Raw genomic sequence first — 13,598 nt, 5'->3', positions numbered from 1 at the left:
GCACGTCGATCCACTTGGTGTGGTCCTGCTGCGGCGCCTCGCCGGGGCGGTCCGCCGGCGGATGCTCCGCGCCGGCGCCGCCGAACTCGGCTACGGCGACCCGCGCGGCGGCGAGGCCCTGCGCCGGCAGGTCGCCGCCCACCTCGCGGCGAGCCGCGGCCTGCGCTGCGAGCCCGGGCAGGTCGTGATCGTCGGCGGCACCCAGCACGGCCTGCGCCTGTGCGCCGAGGCGCTGCTGGCGCCCGGCGACGCGGTGTGGTTCGAGGATCCCGGCTACCCGACCGCCCGCCGGACGCTGGAGGCCGCGGGCCTGCGCCCGGTCCCGGTGCCGGTCGACGGCGAGGGGCTGGACGTCGCCGCCGGCCGCCGGGGCGCGCCGGCACGGGCGGCCTACGTCACGCCCTCGAACCAGTTCCCGACCGGGGCGACGATGAGCATGGCCCGGCGCCTCGCCCTGCTCGACTGGGCGCGGGCGGCGGGGGCCTGGGTGCTGGAGGACGATTACGACAACGAGTTCCGGTACGACGGCCCGCCGCTGACGGCGCTGGCCGGCCTCGATGGCGGCGACCGGGTGATCTATCTCGGGACGTTCTCGAAGACGCTGTTTCCCGGCCTACGGCTGGCCTACCTCGTCCTGCCGCCGGCGGCGGTCGGGCCGGTGCTGGCGGTGAGGGCGACCCACGACCGCTTCCCGCCGGGCCTGACCGACGCGGCCGTCGCCGACCTGATGGCCGACGGCACCCTAGCGGCCCATACCCGGCGCATGCGCCGCCGCTACCGCGCCGCCCGCGACCGGCTGGCGGCGGCCCTGGACACGGCCGCCGGCGGGCGGCTGCGCCTCGTCGTGCCGCCGCAGGGCCTGCACCTTCTCGCCTACCTGCCGGAGGATGCACAGGCCGGCGCCGCGGCGGCGATCCGCGCCCGCGCCGGCATCGAGGCCCGGCTGGTCAGCGAGATGCGGATCGTTCCGGGCGGGCCGGACGGGTTCGTCCTCGGTTTCGCCGGATACGCCCCGGCGGAGCTCGAAGCGGCGGCGGCGGCTCTGGGGCGCGCCGTGCGGGGCGTCGCCTGAGCGTGGCACCGCCGTCCCGCACCCCGATCAGTGCCGGGTCCCGTCCCGCGCGTCGGGATCCTCCGGCGAGTTCGCGGCGTAGAGATCGAGGTCGAGGTGCAGGCGCCGCTCGCCCAGCATCGCCAGCAGGTCGGGCGCGATCGCCGCGCCCTCGTTGCCGGTGCGCAGGAACAGGCCGCAGACGACCCTGCACTCGAAGCGCCGCGACAGCCCCCGCCAGATCGCGAGGTCGCCGGTCGTCCGGGCAAGGATCTCCCGGATCTGGGCGTCGAGGTTTCCCGGCGACAATTCCCGGACGCGCAAGGCCCAACGCCCGGTCTGGGCGATGTGGATCCGCTTCAGCGACGAGAGGATCTGCTCGCCCCGCCGCGCGGCCCCCGTCGGCGCGGTGCCGAGGAGACGGGTGATCTCGTCCGGGTCGAGGTCGTTGCCAAGCATGCGCAGCGTAGCGGTGGATCGATCGACTGATGCCATTCAGCGGTTCCGGTAGGGCGACCCTGCGTCATAGCATATGTTAAAATCGCCCGCAGCCTCCCGAGATCGTCACAGGCGGGCCTGGATTCTCCGCGCGATCTCGCCGAGGCGCTGTTCGAGGAGCGTCGGAACTTCGCAGACGAAATTCAGCGACTGGCTCCGCTCCTGAAAGATGCGCCGATCCCAGGTGAACCGACCCTCCAGGTCGGCGAGATCCTTGCCGGCCGCGGCGTCGGGCGAGGTCTTGATCTCGCTGATCCGGCCGGCCTCGTCGCGGATGCGCTCGGCCATGACGCGCTGGCCGCGGGCGTAGCGGTCGATGCCGGCCACGACCTTGTCGCGCTCGCCGTTCAGCCCCTCGAACACCCCGGCGAAGACCCGGGTCAGCCGCTCGGCCCGGTCGGGGCCGAGATCCTTGGCGAAGCCGTCGAGGAGGCCGTCGACCGCCTCCAGCGGCGTGCGGCGGGAGGCGAGGGTCTGGGCGAGGCGTGCCGCCACGCGGTCGTCGCCCCACTCCGCCAGCGCCCGGGTCGGGTCCGGCCCGGTCCAGACGGCGCCGGGGCCCAGCGTCGAGACCTTGCGCTGCGGGCACGGCCAGTCGGCCTCCCTCGGCTGGGCCAGCGCCGGAAGGCCGAGGGCCGCCAGAACGGCGGCGGCGGCGAGCACACGGGTCATGCATCCTCCCATCGGGGTCCTCCCGTCTCATACGATTTCCGACTGATCGCTTCGCGATGCGGAAATCGACTTCGCTCAAGCGCCGCGCGGGCTGGTGATACGAAATCCGGAAGCAATCTTCCGGATTTCGTATCAGGCGCCCTCGCCGGGCGGGCCGCCGCGGCGGGCGAGCAGGCCGCGGCCGGGATCGTAGGCGACCACCGCGAGGGCGAAGAACGCGAGGCCGGTGCCGACCACCACCGCGCCGGCGAGCGGGTCGAACGCGCCGTAGAGCGCGAAGCGCACCAACTCGACCGCGTGGGTGAACGGGTTGGCCTGGCAGATCCAGTACAGGGTCGCGCTCGACTCGTTGACCCGCCACAGCGGGTAGAGCGCCGAGGAGGCGAAGAACATCGGGAAGATCACGAAGTTCATCACGCTGGCGAAGTTCTCGAGCTGGCGCACCAGCGAGGACAGAAAGAGCCCGATGGCGCCGAGCATCAGACCCGCGGCGAGGAAGGCCGGCAGCGCCAGAAGGTAGCCGCGCCAGGGGATGTCGGTCTCGAAGAACGACGCGATCGCCAGGAAGACGTAGGCCTGGATCACCGACACCACCACGCCGGCGGCGAGCTTGGCGAAGAGCAGCGACCAGCGCGGATACGGGCTGGTGAGCAGCACCCGCATCGAGCCGACCTCGCGGTCGTAGACCATCGACAGCGACGACTGCATGCCGTTGAACAGCTGGATCATCGTGGCGAGGCCGGGCACGACGTAGACCTCGTAGAGCACGTAGGTCTCGTAGGGCGGCGTGATCGACAGGCCGAGGGTGTTGCGGAAGCCCGCCGCGAAGATGAACAGCCAGACCAGCGGCCGCACCAGCGCCGAGAAGAACCGCTCCTTCTGGTTGACGAAGCGCAGCAACTCGCGGCGCACGATGCCCAGGAAGCAGATGCCGTAGCCGACGGCGTCGAGGCGACCGCGCACGCGGGCGGCGCCGGGTGCGGGTTGGGGAGACGCCTGGGGAGCGGCGGAGGTGCTCATGCGACGCGTCTCGCACCGCCCTCCCCGCCGGCCTCGGCGGTGATGCGGCGGAAGGAGGTTTCGAGGGATCCCGACGGTTCGCTCAGCGCGCCGGCGAGGCCGCGGGCCACGACCTTGCCGCGGTGGAGCACCACGACCCGGTCGGTGGTCTCGACCTCGTCGAAGATGTGGGTCGCCCACAGCACCGACAGCCCCTCCTCGCGCACGAGCGCCCGCACCACCGCGACGATGCCGGCGCGGGCGTCGAGGTCGAGCCCGACGGTGGGCTCGTCGAGGAGCAGCAGGTCGGGCGAATGGATCAGGGCGCGGGCGATCTCGATGCGCCGCGACTGGCCGCCCGACAGGGTGCGGATCCTGTCGTCGCGGCGCTCGGCGAGGCCGACCCGGGCGAGCAGGGCCGCGATGCGCGCCTCGGCCGCCCGCCGGGCGATGCCGTGCAGGGCGGCGTGGTAGAGCAGGTTCTGGCGCACGGTGAGGTCGGTGTCGAGGGTGCGGGCCTGGAACACCACGCCGAGCCGCGCGAGCGCCCGCGACGGCTCCCGGCGCAGGTCGTGGCCGAACAGCGCGACCCGGCCGTGCTGGTTGGCGTAGAGCCGGGTCACCACCGAGAACAGGGTGGTCTTGCCGGCGCCGTTGGGCCCGAGCAGGGCGACGAAGCGGCCCTGCGGCAGGCTGAGCGAGACGTCGTCGAGGGCGGCGCGGGCGCCGAAGCGGTGGCTCACGCCCTCGACCGCGAGGGCCGGAGGAGGCTCGGCCGCGCTCATCGGGCCAGCGCCCTGCGGGCGTCCTTCACCGCGTCGAGGCACTCGTCGTATTCGCGCTCGTCCAGTTCGCGCTCGGCGACGCGCAGGTGGCGGCGAAGGGCCGCCCGGACCGCCTCGGCGGGGTTCTTCTGCAGCTCGGCCCGGATCGTCGCGATGCCGTCCCGGCACGCGCCGGCCTCGTCGGCCCGGGCGGCGCCCGCCGCCGTGACGGCGAGGAGCGGCAGCAGGAGGATGCGCATCGGGGTTTCCTCATAGGGTTTTCTTGGCGGCGTCTTCTTGTGTTCGGGGGCGATCTAGCGCCCGCCGGCGGCGGAATCCAAGCGTCGCAGGGGCGATCACTTCACCACGAACGTCCCGCTCATCCCCCGGCTCTCCAGGCCCTGGATCGTCCACGGGAACGTGCCGGCGCGCACGGTCACGAACTCGACCGCGATCGTGCCCTGGTCGTCGAACTCGAGGTGGTGCGGCGGCCCGGCCATGTGGACCTCGAGGTGGTTGATGACGATCTGGTTCATCCACACCCCGCGGAAGAACTCGGGAGCGAAGAACTTGTACTCCTTCTGGCCCTTGGCGGTGATCCTGAGCCGGTAGGACTTGCCCGCCTCCATCTCGATGTCGCGGACCGGGACGGCGTAGTCGTTGTCCTCGGCCCCGAGCACGAGGTCGGGCAGGTCGGTGCGGCCCCGGGTGAGGTCGCCGGCCGCGGCGGGCGCGGCGAGCAGCAGGGCGAGGGCGCAGGCGGAGAGGCGCATCGGGTCTCCTGACACGGTCATGGGAGTCCGGAGGACGCCACGTCCTCCGGCGGGGTGCGGGGCGGCGCCCCGCTCACGGCGAGACGGCGACGCCCCAGGGCAGCAGCCCGACCGGGATGCTCTTGACCACCCTCAGGGCCTCGACGTCGATGACCGAGACGTCGTTGGAGGTGCCGTTGGTGGTGAACAGCCGCTTCTGGTCCGGGGTGAAGGCGAGCTGCCACACCCGCTGCCCGACCGGCAGGTATTTTTCCACCTCGTAGGTCTTCGCGTCGACCACCGCGACGCGGTTGGCGGGCCCCAGCGCCACGAAGGCGCGGGCGCCGTCGCGGGTCAGGCGCACGCCGACCGGCTGGATCTGCTCGTCGGTGACGCCCGGGATCTTGAACGTGATCTTCTTCACCACCCGCCGGCTCGCCACGTCGATGACCGAGACGGTGCCGCCGACCTCGGCCGAGACCCACAGCCATTTGCCGTCGGCGCTGAACTCGGCGAAGCGCGGGCGGGCGTCGACCAGCACGTTGTCGATGACCTGATGGGTCCTGGTGTCGATGAAATGGGCCATGTTGGTGGTCTCGGAGGTGTTGACCAGCACGGACCCGTCCGGGCTGAGGCCCATGCCCTCCGGCTCGACCCCGACCGGCACCTCGGCGACGACGCGGTTCTTCTCGATGTCGAGGACGGTGACCTGGCTGTCGTCCTCGTTGGCGATGTAGAGCGGGTTGCCGCCGGGCGCGGCGATGAACTGCTCGGGATCGGGCCCGGAGCGCAGGGAGCGCACGATCCTGCCGGTGGCGGTATCGAGCACGTCGATGCGGTCGTCGTCGCTGGCGCAGACGTAGAGCAGCTTGCCGTCCTGGCCGACGAGCACGCCGCGGGGCCGGCGCCCGACCGGCCAGGTCGCGGTGACCGCGAGGGTGTCGGCGTCGATGACGCTGACCGAGTTGCCCTTCTCGTTGGTGACGTAGACCGAGGCGGCCCCGGCCGGGGCGGCGAGCGCCGCGAGGAGGCCGGCGGCGCACAGGACGCGGCGGCGGGGCGGTCGGGCGCGGCACGGCGCATGGCTCGTCCCGTGGCGTCGCATGCGGATCTCCCTCGCGGTTTCTTGCGGGGGGTTATAGCGCCCGGCCGGGACCGCGGCGAGGCGGACCAAAGGCATGCGGCGGGGGCGGGTCAGACGATGTGCAGCGGCCCGTCGTTCTTGACCTCCTCCATCACCGCGTAGGTCCGGGTCTCGCGCACCCCCGGCAGGGCGAGGAGGATGCCGCCGAGGAAGTCGCGGTAGGCCGCCATGTCCCGCACGCGGCTCTTGACGAGGTAGTCGAACCCGCCCGCCACCATGTGGCATTCGAGGATCTCCGGCACCCGGCTCACCGCGGCGGAGAAGCGGTCGAAGACGTCCGGCGTGGTCTTGTCGAGGAGGATCTCGACGAAGACCAGCAGCCCGAGGCCGAGCTTGTCGGGGGCGAGCCTCGCGCCGAAGCCGGTCACGTAGCCGTCGCGCTGGAGGCGTCGGAAGCGCTCGCTCGTTGCGGTCGGCGACAGGCCGACCTGCTCGGCCAGATCGAGGTTGGTGATGCGGCCGTCGCGCTGGAGGATGTCGAGGATCCTGCGGTCGATCCGGTCGAGGTCCTGCATGAATCGCTCCCGGAGGCCCCGATCGATGCCGTTCGTGCGGGGGAGCGGGGGTTATCACGACCCGGGGCGGCAGTGCCAGCCGGCCGGGAGCGTACTCTCCCGCATCGACCGATGGCCCGGATCGTGCGACATGCCCGGCATGACGACTCGCCTGATCCCGCCCGCGCTCGGCCTCGCCTCGGTGGCGGCGGTCGTCCTGATCTGCGTGCTGTCCCTGGTTCCGGGGAACGAGCGCCCGCACACCGGCGCGCCGGGCCAGGTCGAGCATTTCATCGCCTACGCCCTCACCGGCGCCGTCCTGACGGTGCGCCTGCGCTCGCGCCGGACCGCGATCATGCTCGGCCTCGTCGTCCTCGCGGCCGTCTGCGAGACCGGCCAGATCTGGGTTCCGGGCCGGACGGCCCAGGTCGTCGATTTCCTGGCGAGTTCCGCCGGGGCGGTGACCGGAACCCTGCTGGCCGGCGCCGCCCTGGTGCGCTGGCCGACCCTCGGCCGGCCGGCCTGACACCGGACCCTCACGGCCGTTGACGCCGCGCGCCGCGCCGCCCTAGAGAGAGTCGCCCCTGCTAACCGCTCGCGCCGGGGGACGCCCGCGAGCGCGTTCGGCGATGCCGTACCGGGGCGATGGAAGGGTGGCCGAGTGGTTTAAGGCAGCGGTCTTGAAAACCGCCGTGGGGGCAACTCCACCGTGGGTTCGAATCCCACCCCTTCCGCCAGATATCCAGCTTAAGCTGTCGAAATAAAAACCGCGCCGCCCACGCGGAGAGCGCTGTCCGCGGCATGCCAGCTTTTGGTAAATCCCCACTTTGGGGATCGGCAACCGCGCCGGCGCGGGTAGGGACGGCAGTCGTGGCATTCCGGCCGTGGCACGCGTGTGACTGTTACGACTCGCCGCCTCCAAAAAGTCGGCACTCCGATCCAAGTGTCTGATTCACAGAGCGAATGCGCGAAATGGCTGGGGCGCCAGGACACTAAGCCCGGCGCCGGCCGCCAGGAAAACCTAACCGGTTCAAGCACTTGTTTCGGCAGTTGCCTGGGGATGTGTAGCAGGATGGTGGTGCGGGCGGCAAGTGCGGACTTGGCGAATTGAAGGCGCGTCAGCGGTCGAGGCGTCATAGAATTTGCGTTCCTCTGACTGCCGAGCCCTGCCTCGCTCGACCGTGTCTCGCCGGGCGCCAAACGCTCCGTCCATCTCGCAAAGTGTGCGAGGACGTTATGGCCCGACATAGTCAGGAGACCCGCGAAGGAAGGGCCTCCGACTGGAGGCCGACGTGACGCAAAGCAGTCAGACCAACGAACCGGGCAGCGTGGATCCCGTGCAGCTAGTCAGATCGTACATGGAGCGGATGGGCGTTAGCATCCTCTTCGACGGCTCGGTCCAGACTGGCGGCCGACTGCCCCAGATTTTAGGCCCGGACGATGCCGAGGCCTGGACCGCCCGCCCGTTCGAGTGGAGCGTTGCGAGCATCGTCGACCATGTGATGCTGGAGATTAGACGCGAGGGTATTAAGCTCGGCACCACCGACGTTGCCCGCGCTGCCCGGCAGATCGTTCGCGAGGATCAGCGAGGACGGCTCGATTGTATCATGCGGCCGCTGCTGTTTGTGAAGCTCGACCCCGCCGAGCAGGTGAAAGCGCGGGATGCGTGGGTGCGTCTCGCAGAAGCTGTCTTCGACCTCGACGCTGCGCTCGTGGTCGCCGTGCTCCAGCATTTCGTCTGGCAGGTGAAGCGCAAGCAGCTCGGGCATACCATACGTCATCATCTGATGCCGGTGATCGTCGATCCCGAGCAGGGCAGCGGGAAAACGACGTTTGTGCGCCAGTTTCTCAGCCCGTTGGAGGAACTAGCCAGCGATCCCGTGTTGCTATCCGATCTCGCGGACCCGCGCAGCGGCGACGTGCTTCGGTTTCCAGTCGTGGTCATCGATGACGTCGAGCGTCTCGACCCACGACTGAACGCGGTGTTGAAAAGCTTGATCACTGCCGCTGCCGTAAGCCGGCGCCTTCTCAGGACGTCGGCGGCCGAAAAGCGGCGCCAGTGCGCCACCCTGATCGGCACTGCCAACGAAGCGGTCCGCGTGCTGATCGCCGACCCGACCGGCCACCGCCGCTTCATGGAACTGCGGTTTCGTAACGGCGCTGTCGAAAAGGGAGGAGACCCTGCGGTGTGGCGCGCGGTCAACGAGACCGACTTTACGCTGCTATGGCGCTCGGTGGACGGCTTCGGGCCGTCGCCGATCCTGCCCCATCTTTCTGCGCTGGCGGCGGTGCAGGCCGCGGCCGCGCCCGTGGACCGGCTCCGAGAGTGCCTCGTGGGGCTCGATTTGCGGTCAGAGGACGTCCAGAACATCAGTGAGCGGGGCGGCGTGGGCGCCAAGGGCTTGCAACTGCTGGTCAGCGCCTTGCTGCGTGAGGAGATCAAGCCCAACGCGTTCAGTGCCCGCATGGCGGTTCTCGTGCATGACCCGGCCGTGCCGTTCCGGCCCAAGGTCCGGACTGCGAAGGGTATCGTCTATCCCTTCAAGCACCTCCATTGAGGGGGCCCACCATCCTCGCCGCCCGCACGGCGCGGGTGGTGGGGGCCACGCAGTGGTCCACCCTGCACGATGACCACCGTCTACATGGTGGTCATCGTCTACACGGTCTGCATCGTCTACACGGTCTGCATGACCGACAGCACCACCGAACGGTTGAGCCGCATGCCTGCGGAAGATGAGGACAGGGCGAACTTCGCCGACGCGTATCGCCCACACACGTTCGAGGAGGTGTTTGGGCAGGACAGCGCTGTCGCCTGCCTGTCCGGGCTGATCGCGCGCGGCCGCGTCGGCCGCAGCATCCTGCTGCATGGCGCGGTGGGCTCGGGCAAGACCACTCTCGCGCGCATCTACGCCCGCGCCCTTAACTGCGAGGCGGCCGACCCTCGGGCTTCGCCCTGCTACGCGTGCGAGGCTTGCGGACGCTTGGGCGAGCAGCCGATCAAGGAGTTCGAGGAGTACAACGTCAGCCGGCGCGGCGGAGGGAGGGAGGACATCGAACGCTTCCTGAACATCCACGACCGGCCCGTGCACGGGGCGAAGTACCGGATCCTGTTCTTCGACGAGGCGCACGCCCTGACCCGGGAGGCATGTGACCTGCTGTTGCATCCTGTGGAGAGCCCGCAGCACCCGATCCGGTTTATCTTTGCCACGACGGAGGCCGAGCGGCTCCGCCGGGCGCTGCGCTCCCGCCTGCTCGATCTGCTGATCCGCCCGCTTCCCATCGACAGGGCCATCGAGTTTTTGTGCCTAGCCGCCGAGAAGATCGGCATTGCGCACGAGCCCGGCGCGCTGGCGCTGCTCGCTGGCCTGCGCGAGGGCTACCCACGCGACCTGCTGCTCGGGCTCGAGCGCGTCTGGGAGCGCAACAACCCTCTGCTCATGGTCGAACAAGTGCGCGCCGCCTTCGACGTGGACCAGACCAAGGTGCTCGTCGCGTACTTTTCCGCGCTCGCCGACGGCGACTCCGACCGGCAGACCGAGATCGTGTTCGGCTGGCAGGAGCAGGCCACCGACAAGATCCGCTGGATTCAGGCGTTTCTCATGCACGTCTACTACAACGAGATCCTGGCCCGGCGTCTTGTCGTCGACGGCGTGATCGAGGCGATCCCGGAGGACCTGCGCGTGGGTATTGTGCGCGGGTTCTGCGCGCGTCTCGGCCTCGCGGACGCACGCGACCTCGCGCCGTTCTGGCGGCAGATGATGGCGTTCTGGCCGGTACCCGAGACCGCGACGGACGAGACCGCTCTGCGCCTGCGCCTGACGCTGTTCCACCGGGAGGTTAACGCCGCCGCAGATGGAGGGAGCATCGCGGGCGTGCGCGCGCGATCCTCCGATGCGGCAGCGGCGATCACGCCGACGGCGACGGTCGTTGAGGCGTCGCGGGGTTTTGGACCGCCGCGCTTGCGCCCGGGCGCCCGCGTCGTGGCGGACGAGGCCGGCTTCCTCACCCCGGCGGACGTGCGGCGCATCGTCAACAGCGCCTCGTTCCTGGTGCAGGAGCATGGCCTGCTGTTCAACACCGCGTTCGCGATCACGCCGGCGGCACTCGGCGTGTCGCGGTCGGCCCCGGCCGTGGCGGTGATCACCGCGTTCCACGACGAGCTCGCCGCGCAGGCACAAGCCTGGGGAGGCGGGCTGCGCGCCAGCATCACCGTCCTGGAGCGCGACCATCGCGGCGTGATCGGCCGTATCGTCGCGCATCTACACGCGCCGAACCCGCTCGACCCGGCGGACGCCGACGGCACGCGCCGGGTCGAGGCCTGGGTGCGGGCCTGGCGCGAAGGGGCGGGGCGCCTGGGCGGCGATGCGGTCGAGTTCGCGCCGGCGCCCGTGGGGGAACGGGCCGCGCTCCGGTTTCACTGGAGACGGACACTCGATCTGTGCGCCGGGCTGGACGAACGGGTCGAGGCGTTCGATCCGAGAGTCGCGGAGCACCGATCCCTCCTCGAGCTGCTGCGCGTCAGGGCACGGAGGGCAAGGCCGGTCCTCGACCACGCGCTGGTCGCGACCTCCGCATCCTTGTCGGACGAGCGGGTCGCTCAGGCCTGCCGCAACCGCCTCGAACCCCTCTCCGCCTACGACGATGAGGCCTGGGAGGAGCTCACCACCGGCTGGGAGCTGGAGGAGTTCCAGGTTCGACGCGACACCCGCGCAAAGCGCGAGTGTAGGCTCGCCGAGATCCACCAGCAATTCGGGGAGGCAACCCCCGAGGCCCGCGCGGAGATCACGCAGACCGTGGGCGGCTGGCCGAGCGACCCACGACGGCGGCCGCGGCGGTGGCGCGGTGAGCGGGCGGGAGAGCCGTGGCCGTAATGCGCGACGTCGATTTCCTACTCGCAGCGCGCACGGGGAATCCGCTGCCCCTGGATCGTCCGCTCGTCTATCGATACCGCTCGGGGGCGCTGCGCCCGCGGATGATCGCCACCCTGCGTCGGCTTGCTGCCGGGCACGGTCTCACCCTCTGGCTCGGGGCGCCGCCCCTGCGCCCAGGCTTCGACCGCTCACTTCTCTTACCGAGCCAGTTGCTGCTGTTCGATTGGCCGGCGCGGACAACGCGCCCCACGGGTCTCGACGACCCAAGGAGGCCGCTGAGCGCCGATGCGCTCCAGAGATCGCTGAAGCTTCTCGCCGGGAGCCTCGACGGGCCGGGCGTCCACTTCCTGGAGCACGCCAGCCCGGTCGCCCGGCATCCCGGCTGGGCAGAGGTGGAGCGGGGGGTGTTGGTCCTCGAGGAGCCCGATATCACGCACGGGAGCCTTCCCTCAGTGCTGCGCGGCCTCGCCGCAACCACCGATCTCACGCCCGACGCCGACCTCCTCGGGCAGCGCGGGTTCTTCGCGAGCTTTGCGGGCTTAGTCGAGGAGCGCGCCGACCTGCCCGCCGTCATCCAGGCCTTCGATGAGCGCGTGCTGCTGTGCACCGATCCCGCGACGCATCGCTACGACGCCGCGCGCGACCGACGCGACGCGGTCGGGCGGTGGGGACGACGGGCGCTGCTATCCCACCTGCGCGATCTCACCGCGCTGCGCCGGGAGTGCGACCTCGACGACCTGCTCTGCGGGCTCGATGAACGCCGGGCGGAGTGCGGCTGGTCAACCCATCACCTCGTGGCGGACCTCTACCGGCTGACGAGCCGGTTGCTCGAGCCGGCGAGCCACCCGCGCCGTGCGCGCCTCAAAGCCCGTTCGCAGGTGGCAGCGCCCAGGCTCGCGGAGGGTGCAGCGCTCTGGGTGGCGCTGCTGCTCGCCTGGGAGGACGCCTTGATCCGCAGCGTGGAGGAGGATCGGCACGGCTATCGGCGCGCTCCGGACCTGATCGTGCCGGCGTTGGCGGGCCTCGGGCGGGACTTCCTGGCGCGCGAGGGGCGAGCGGAGGCCGGTGATCCTTTGAACGGGCGGTGGGCCGGTCTCGCCCGCGCCTTGAGCCGCTGTGGGATGGACGTCCGCGACGGTCCCGGTGACCCGTTGGCGAGCATCCGCAACAACCTCGTGCGCGCGCTCGCCGCGATGCTTGCTCGGTTCGGCAAGGGGCCGGTCTGGTTCGGGCACCTGCACGAAGGCGCGGCGGCGGCGTGTAGTCGGCTCGACGAGAAGGCGCGGCGGGACGCGCAGCGCGAGGAGGCCGAGGACGAGGAGAAAGGGCAAGGCACGCCCCGATGCCTCGTCCTGGCGCCACCGCCATCCCCGCTGCACCAGTCGTTCGCGACCGTGATCGGCCGGAAACACGCGGTCGCCGAACTGCGCCGGCACGCGCGCGCGCGTACAGACGGCGTCGACCTATTGCTGCATGGTCCCGACGGGGTTGGCAAGCGGACCCTGGCGTGGAGCTACGCGCGAATGGTGCTGTGCACGCAGCCGTCGCCCGACGGCGGGGCGTGCGGGGCGTGTCGATCTTGCCGTGCGTTCGAGACCGGGCAGTCCGGCTGCATCGAGATCGATGGCGCGCATCCCGACATCGACAAGATCACCCAACACCTCGTCAAGCGCGTACAGACGGCGGAACTGGTCGTCTCGGAAGTCGTGCTGCCCATCAAGCAGGTCTTCGTGATTCACAACGCGGATCGCTACCCGCCGGCGATGTTCGACAGGCTGCTCAAGCCGATGGAGGACAGTGGGCGGGCGCGCTTCGTGCTCCTGGCGCGGGATCGACGTGCCGTGCGGCTGGCTGGGCAGTCGCGCTGCTTCGACTACCGCGTTCGTCCGCTCCGGCGATCGGAGGCCAAGGAATTTTTGGAAAAACACTTCGATATGGGCGGGCGAGCCTACAGTGCGGCCATGCTCGAGCTGGTCATCGACGCCTCCGAGGGCCGGCCGGACCGTCTGCGCCGGTCGGGCCAGATCCTGGCCGGTCCGGGGCCGTTGGGCTTGGCGGACATGTGTGCCCGACTTGGCCTGGACTGGGCGGAGAGCTTCCTTCGACACTGGCCCGCGATCGTCGCGGCCGCGCCCTGGGCATCGGAAGGCGTGGTGGACGCGTCCGGAGTCGATCGCAGCGGACTCGAGCGCGCCGAACGCGTCCGTCGGGTTCGAGCCGTGCTGCAGCTAGCAGCCTGTCGGGTTGGGGCTTGATTTCACGGCTGGCGCAGGAGCGCGCGTGTCGAGGTGTGGCGGCGGGTCAGCCTGGTCCGAGTTCCGGTTGATGAGCAGCCAGGCTGGACATCAAGAGG

At 70.6% G+C, this 13,598-nt stretch carries 13 protein-coding genes and 1 tRNA gene; 6 read left to right on the top strand and 8 right to left on the bottom strand.

The genetic code is table 11. From position 1 onward, the window contains the following. The coding region (locus EOE48_RS27945) for an aminotransferase-like domain-containing protein (protein ID WP_148239808.1) at positions 1-1,072 on the top strand (1,072 nt) is incomplete at its 5' end. Positions 1,073-1,099: 27 nt separating this feature from the next. Here EOE48_RS27945 and EOE48_RS27940 read toward each other — a convergent pair. From EOE48_RS27940 to EOE48_RS27905, 8 genes are all read right to left on the bottom strand, one after another. Next, positions 1,100-1,546 carry a DUF4279 domain-containing protein gene (locus tag EOE48_RS27940; RefSeq protein ID WP_127734154.1) on the bottom strand — a complete coding sequence of 149 codons (447 nt, stop codon included), beginning with the start codon at positions 1,544-1,546 and terminating at the stop codon, positions 1,100-1,102. A 69-nt stretch (positions 1,547-1,615) separates the two neighbouring features. After that, a complete protein-coding gene (locus EOE48_RS27935) occupies positions 1,616-2,221 on the bottom strand; it encodes a hypothetical protein (protein WP_127734153.1) in 606 nt (201 codons plus the stop codon). Positions 2,222-2,353: 132 nt separating this feature from the next. After that, a complete protein-coding gene (locus EOE48_RS27930) occupies positions 2,354-3,241 on the bottom strand; it encodes an ABC transporter permease (protein WP_127734152.1) in 888 nt (295 codons plus the stop codon). Then, a complete protein-coding gene (locus tag EOE48_RS27925; RefSeq protein WP_127734151.1) occupies positions 3,238-4,005 on the bottom strand; it encodes an ABC transporter ATP-binding protein in 768 nt (255 codons plus the stop codon). The genes EOE48_RS27930 and EOE48_RS27925 overlap by 4 nt, the downstream gene beginning before the upstream one ends. Next, positions 4,002-4,244 (bottom strand): hypothetical protein, encoded by a 243-nt coding sequence (locus EOE48_RS27920; RefSeq protein WP_127734150.1) that lies wholly within the window; start codon positions 4,242-4,244, stop codon positions 4,002-4,004. Before EOE48_RS27920 ends, EOE48_RS27925 begins: the two co-directional genes overlap by 4 nt. A 96-nt stretch (positions 4,245-4,340) precedes the next feature. Continuing rightward, positions 4,341-4,757, bottom strand: a complete 417-nt coding sequence (locus tag EOE48_RS27915) for a cupredoxin domain-containing protein (RefSeq protein WP_127734149.1) — start codon at positions 4,755-4,757, stop codon at positions 4,341-4,343. Positions 4,758-4,830: 73 nt separating this feature from the next. Further along, positions 4,831-5,841, bottom strand: coding sequence for a YVTN family beta-propeller repeat protein (locus EOE48_RS27910; RefSeq protein ID WP_127734148.1), 1,011 nt, complete (start codon positions 5,839-5,841; stop codon positions 4,831-4,833). A gap of 89 nt (positions 5,842-5,930) precedes the next feature. Then, positions 5,931-6,395 (bottom strand): Lrp/AsnC ligand binding domain-containing protein, encoded by a 465-nt coding sequence (locus EOE48_RS27905; protein ID WP_127734147.1) that lies wholly within the window; start codon positions 6,393-6,395, stop codon positions 5,931-5,933. A gap of 139 nt (positions 6,396-6,534) precedes the next feature. On the opposite strand from EOE48_RS27905, the gene EOE48_RS27900 reads away from it, so the two are divergent. The 5 genes from EOE48_RS27900 (at position 6,535) to EOE48_RS27880 (ending at position 13,500) form a co-directional block, all read left to right on the top strand. Then, a complete protein-coding gene (locus EOE48_RS27900) occupies positions 6,535-6,900 on the top strand; it encodes a VanZ family protein (protein ID WP_246155012.1) in 366 nt (121 codons plus the stop codon). A 121-nt stretch (positions 6,901-7,021) separates the two neighbouring features. Beyond that, a tRNA-Ser gene (locus EOE48_RS27895) sits at positions 7,022-7,111 on the top strand. Positions 7,112-7,666: 555 nt separating this feature from the next. Next, positions 7,667-8,932 carry a VapE domain-containing protein gene (locus EOE48_RS27890; protein ID WP_127734145.1) on the top strand — a complete coding sequence of 422 codons (1,266 nt, stop codon included), beginning with the start codon at positions 7,667-7,669 and terminating at the stop codon, positions 8,930-8,932. Between the two features lie 69 nt (positions 8,933-9,001). Next, positions 9,002-11,245, top strand: coding sequence for an AAA family ATPase (locus EOE48_RS27885; protein WP_127734144.1), 2,244 nt, complete (start codon positions 9,002-9,004; stop codon positions 11,243-11,245). Continuing rightward, positions 11,245-13,500 (top strand): hypothetical protein, encoded by a 2,256-nt coding sequence (locus tag EOE48_RS27880; RefSeq protein WP_127734143.1) that lies wholly within the window; start codon positions 11,245-11,247, stop codon positions 13,498-13,500. The genes EOE48_RS27885 and EOE48_RS27880 overlap by 1 nt, the downstream gene beginning before the upstream one ends. Positions 13,501-13,598: the final 98 nt, after the last annotated feature.

Source organism: Methylobacterium oryzihabitans, from assembly GCF_004004555.2.
GTDB classification, from domain to species: domain Bacteria; phylum Pseudomonadota; class Alphaproteobacteria; order Rhizobiales; family Beijerinckiaceae; genus Methylobacterium; species Methylobacterium oryzihabitans.
The sequence above is the reverse complement of the archived record's forward strand: the minus strand, read 5'-3'. Positions and strand labels throughout refer to the sequence as shown.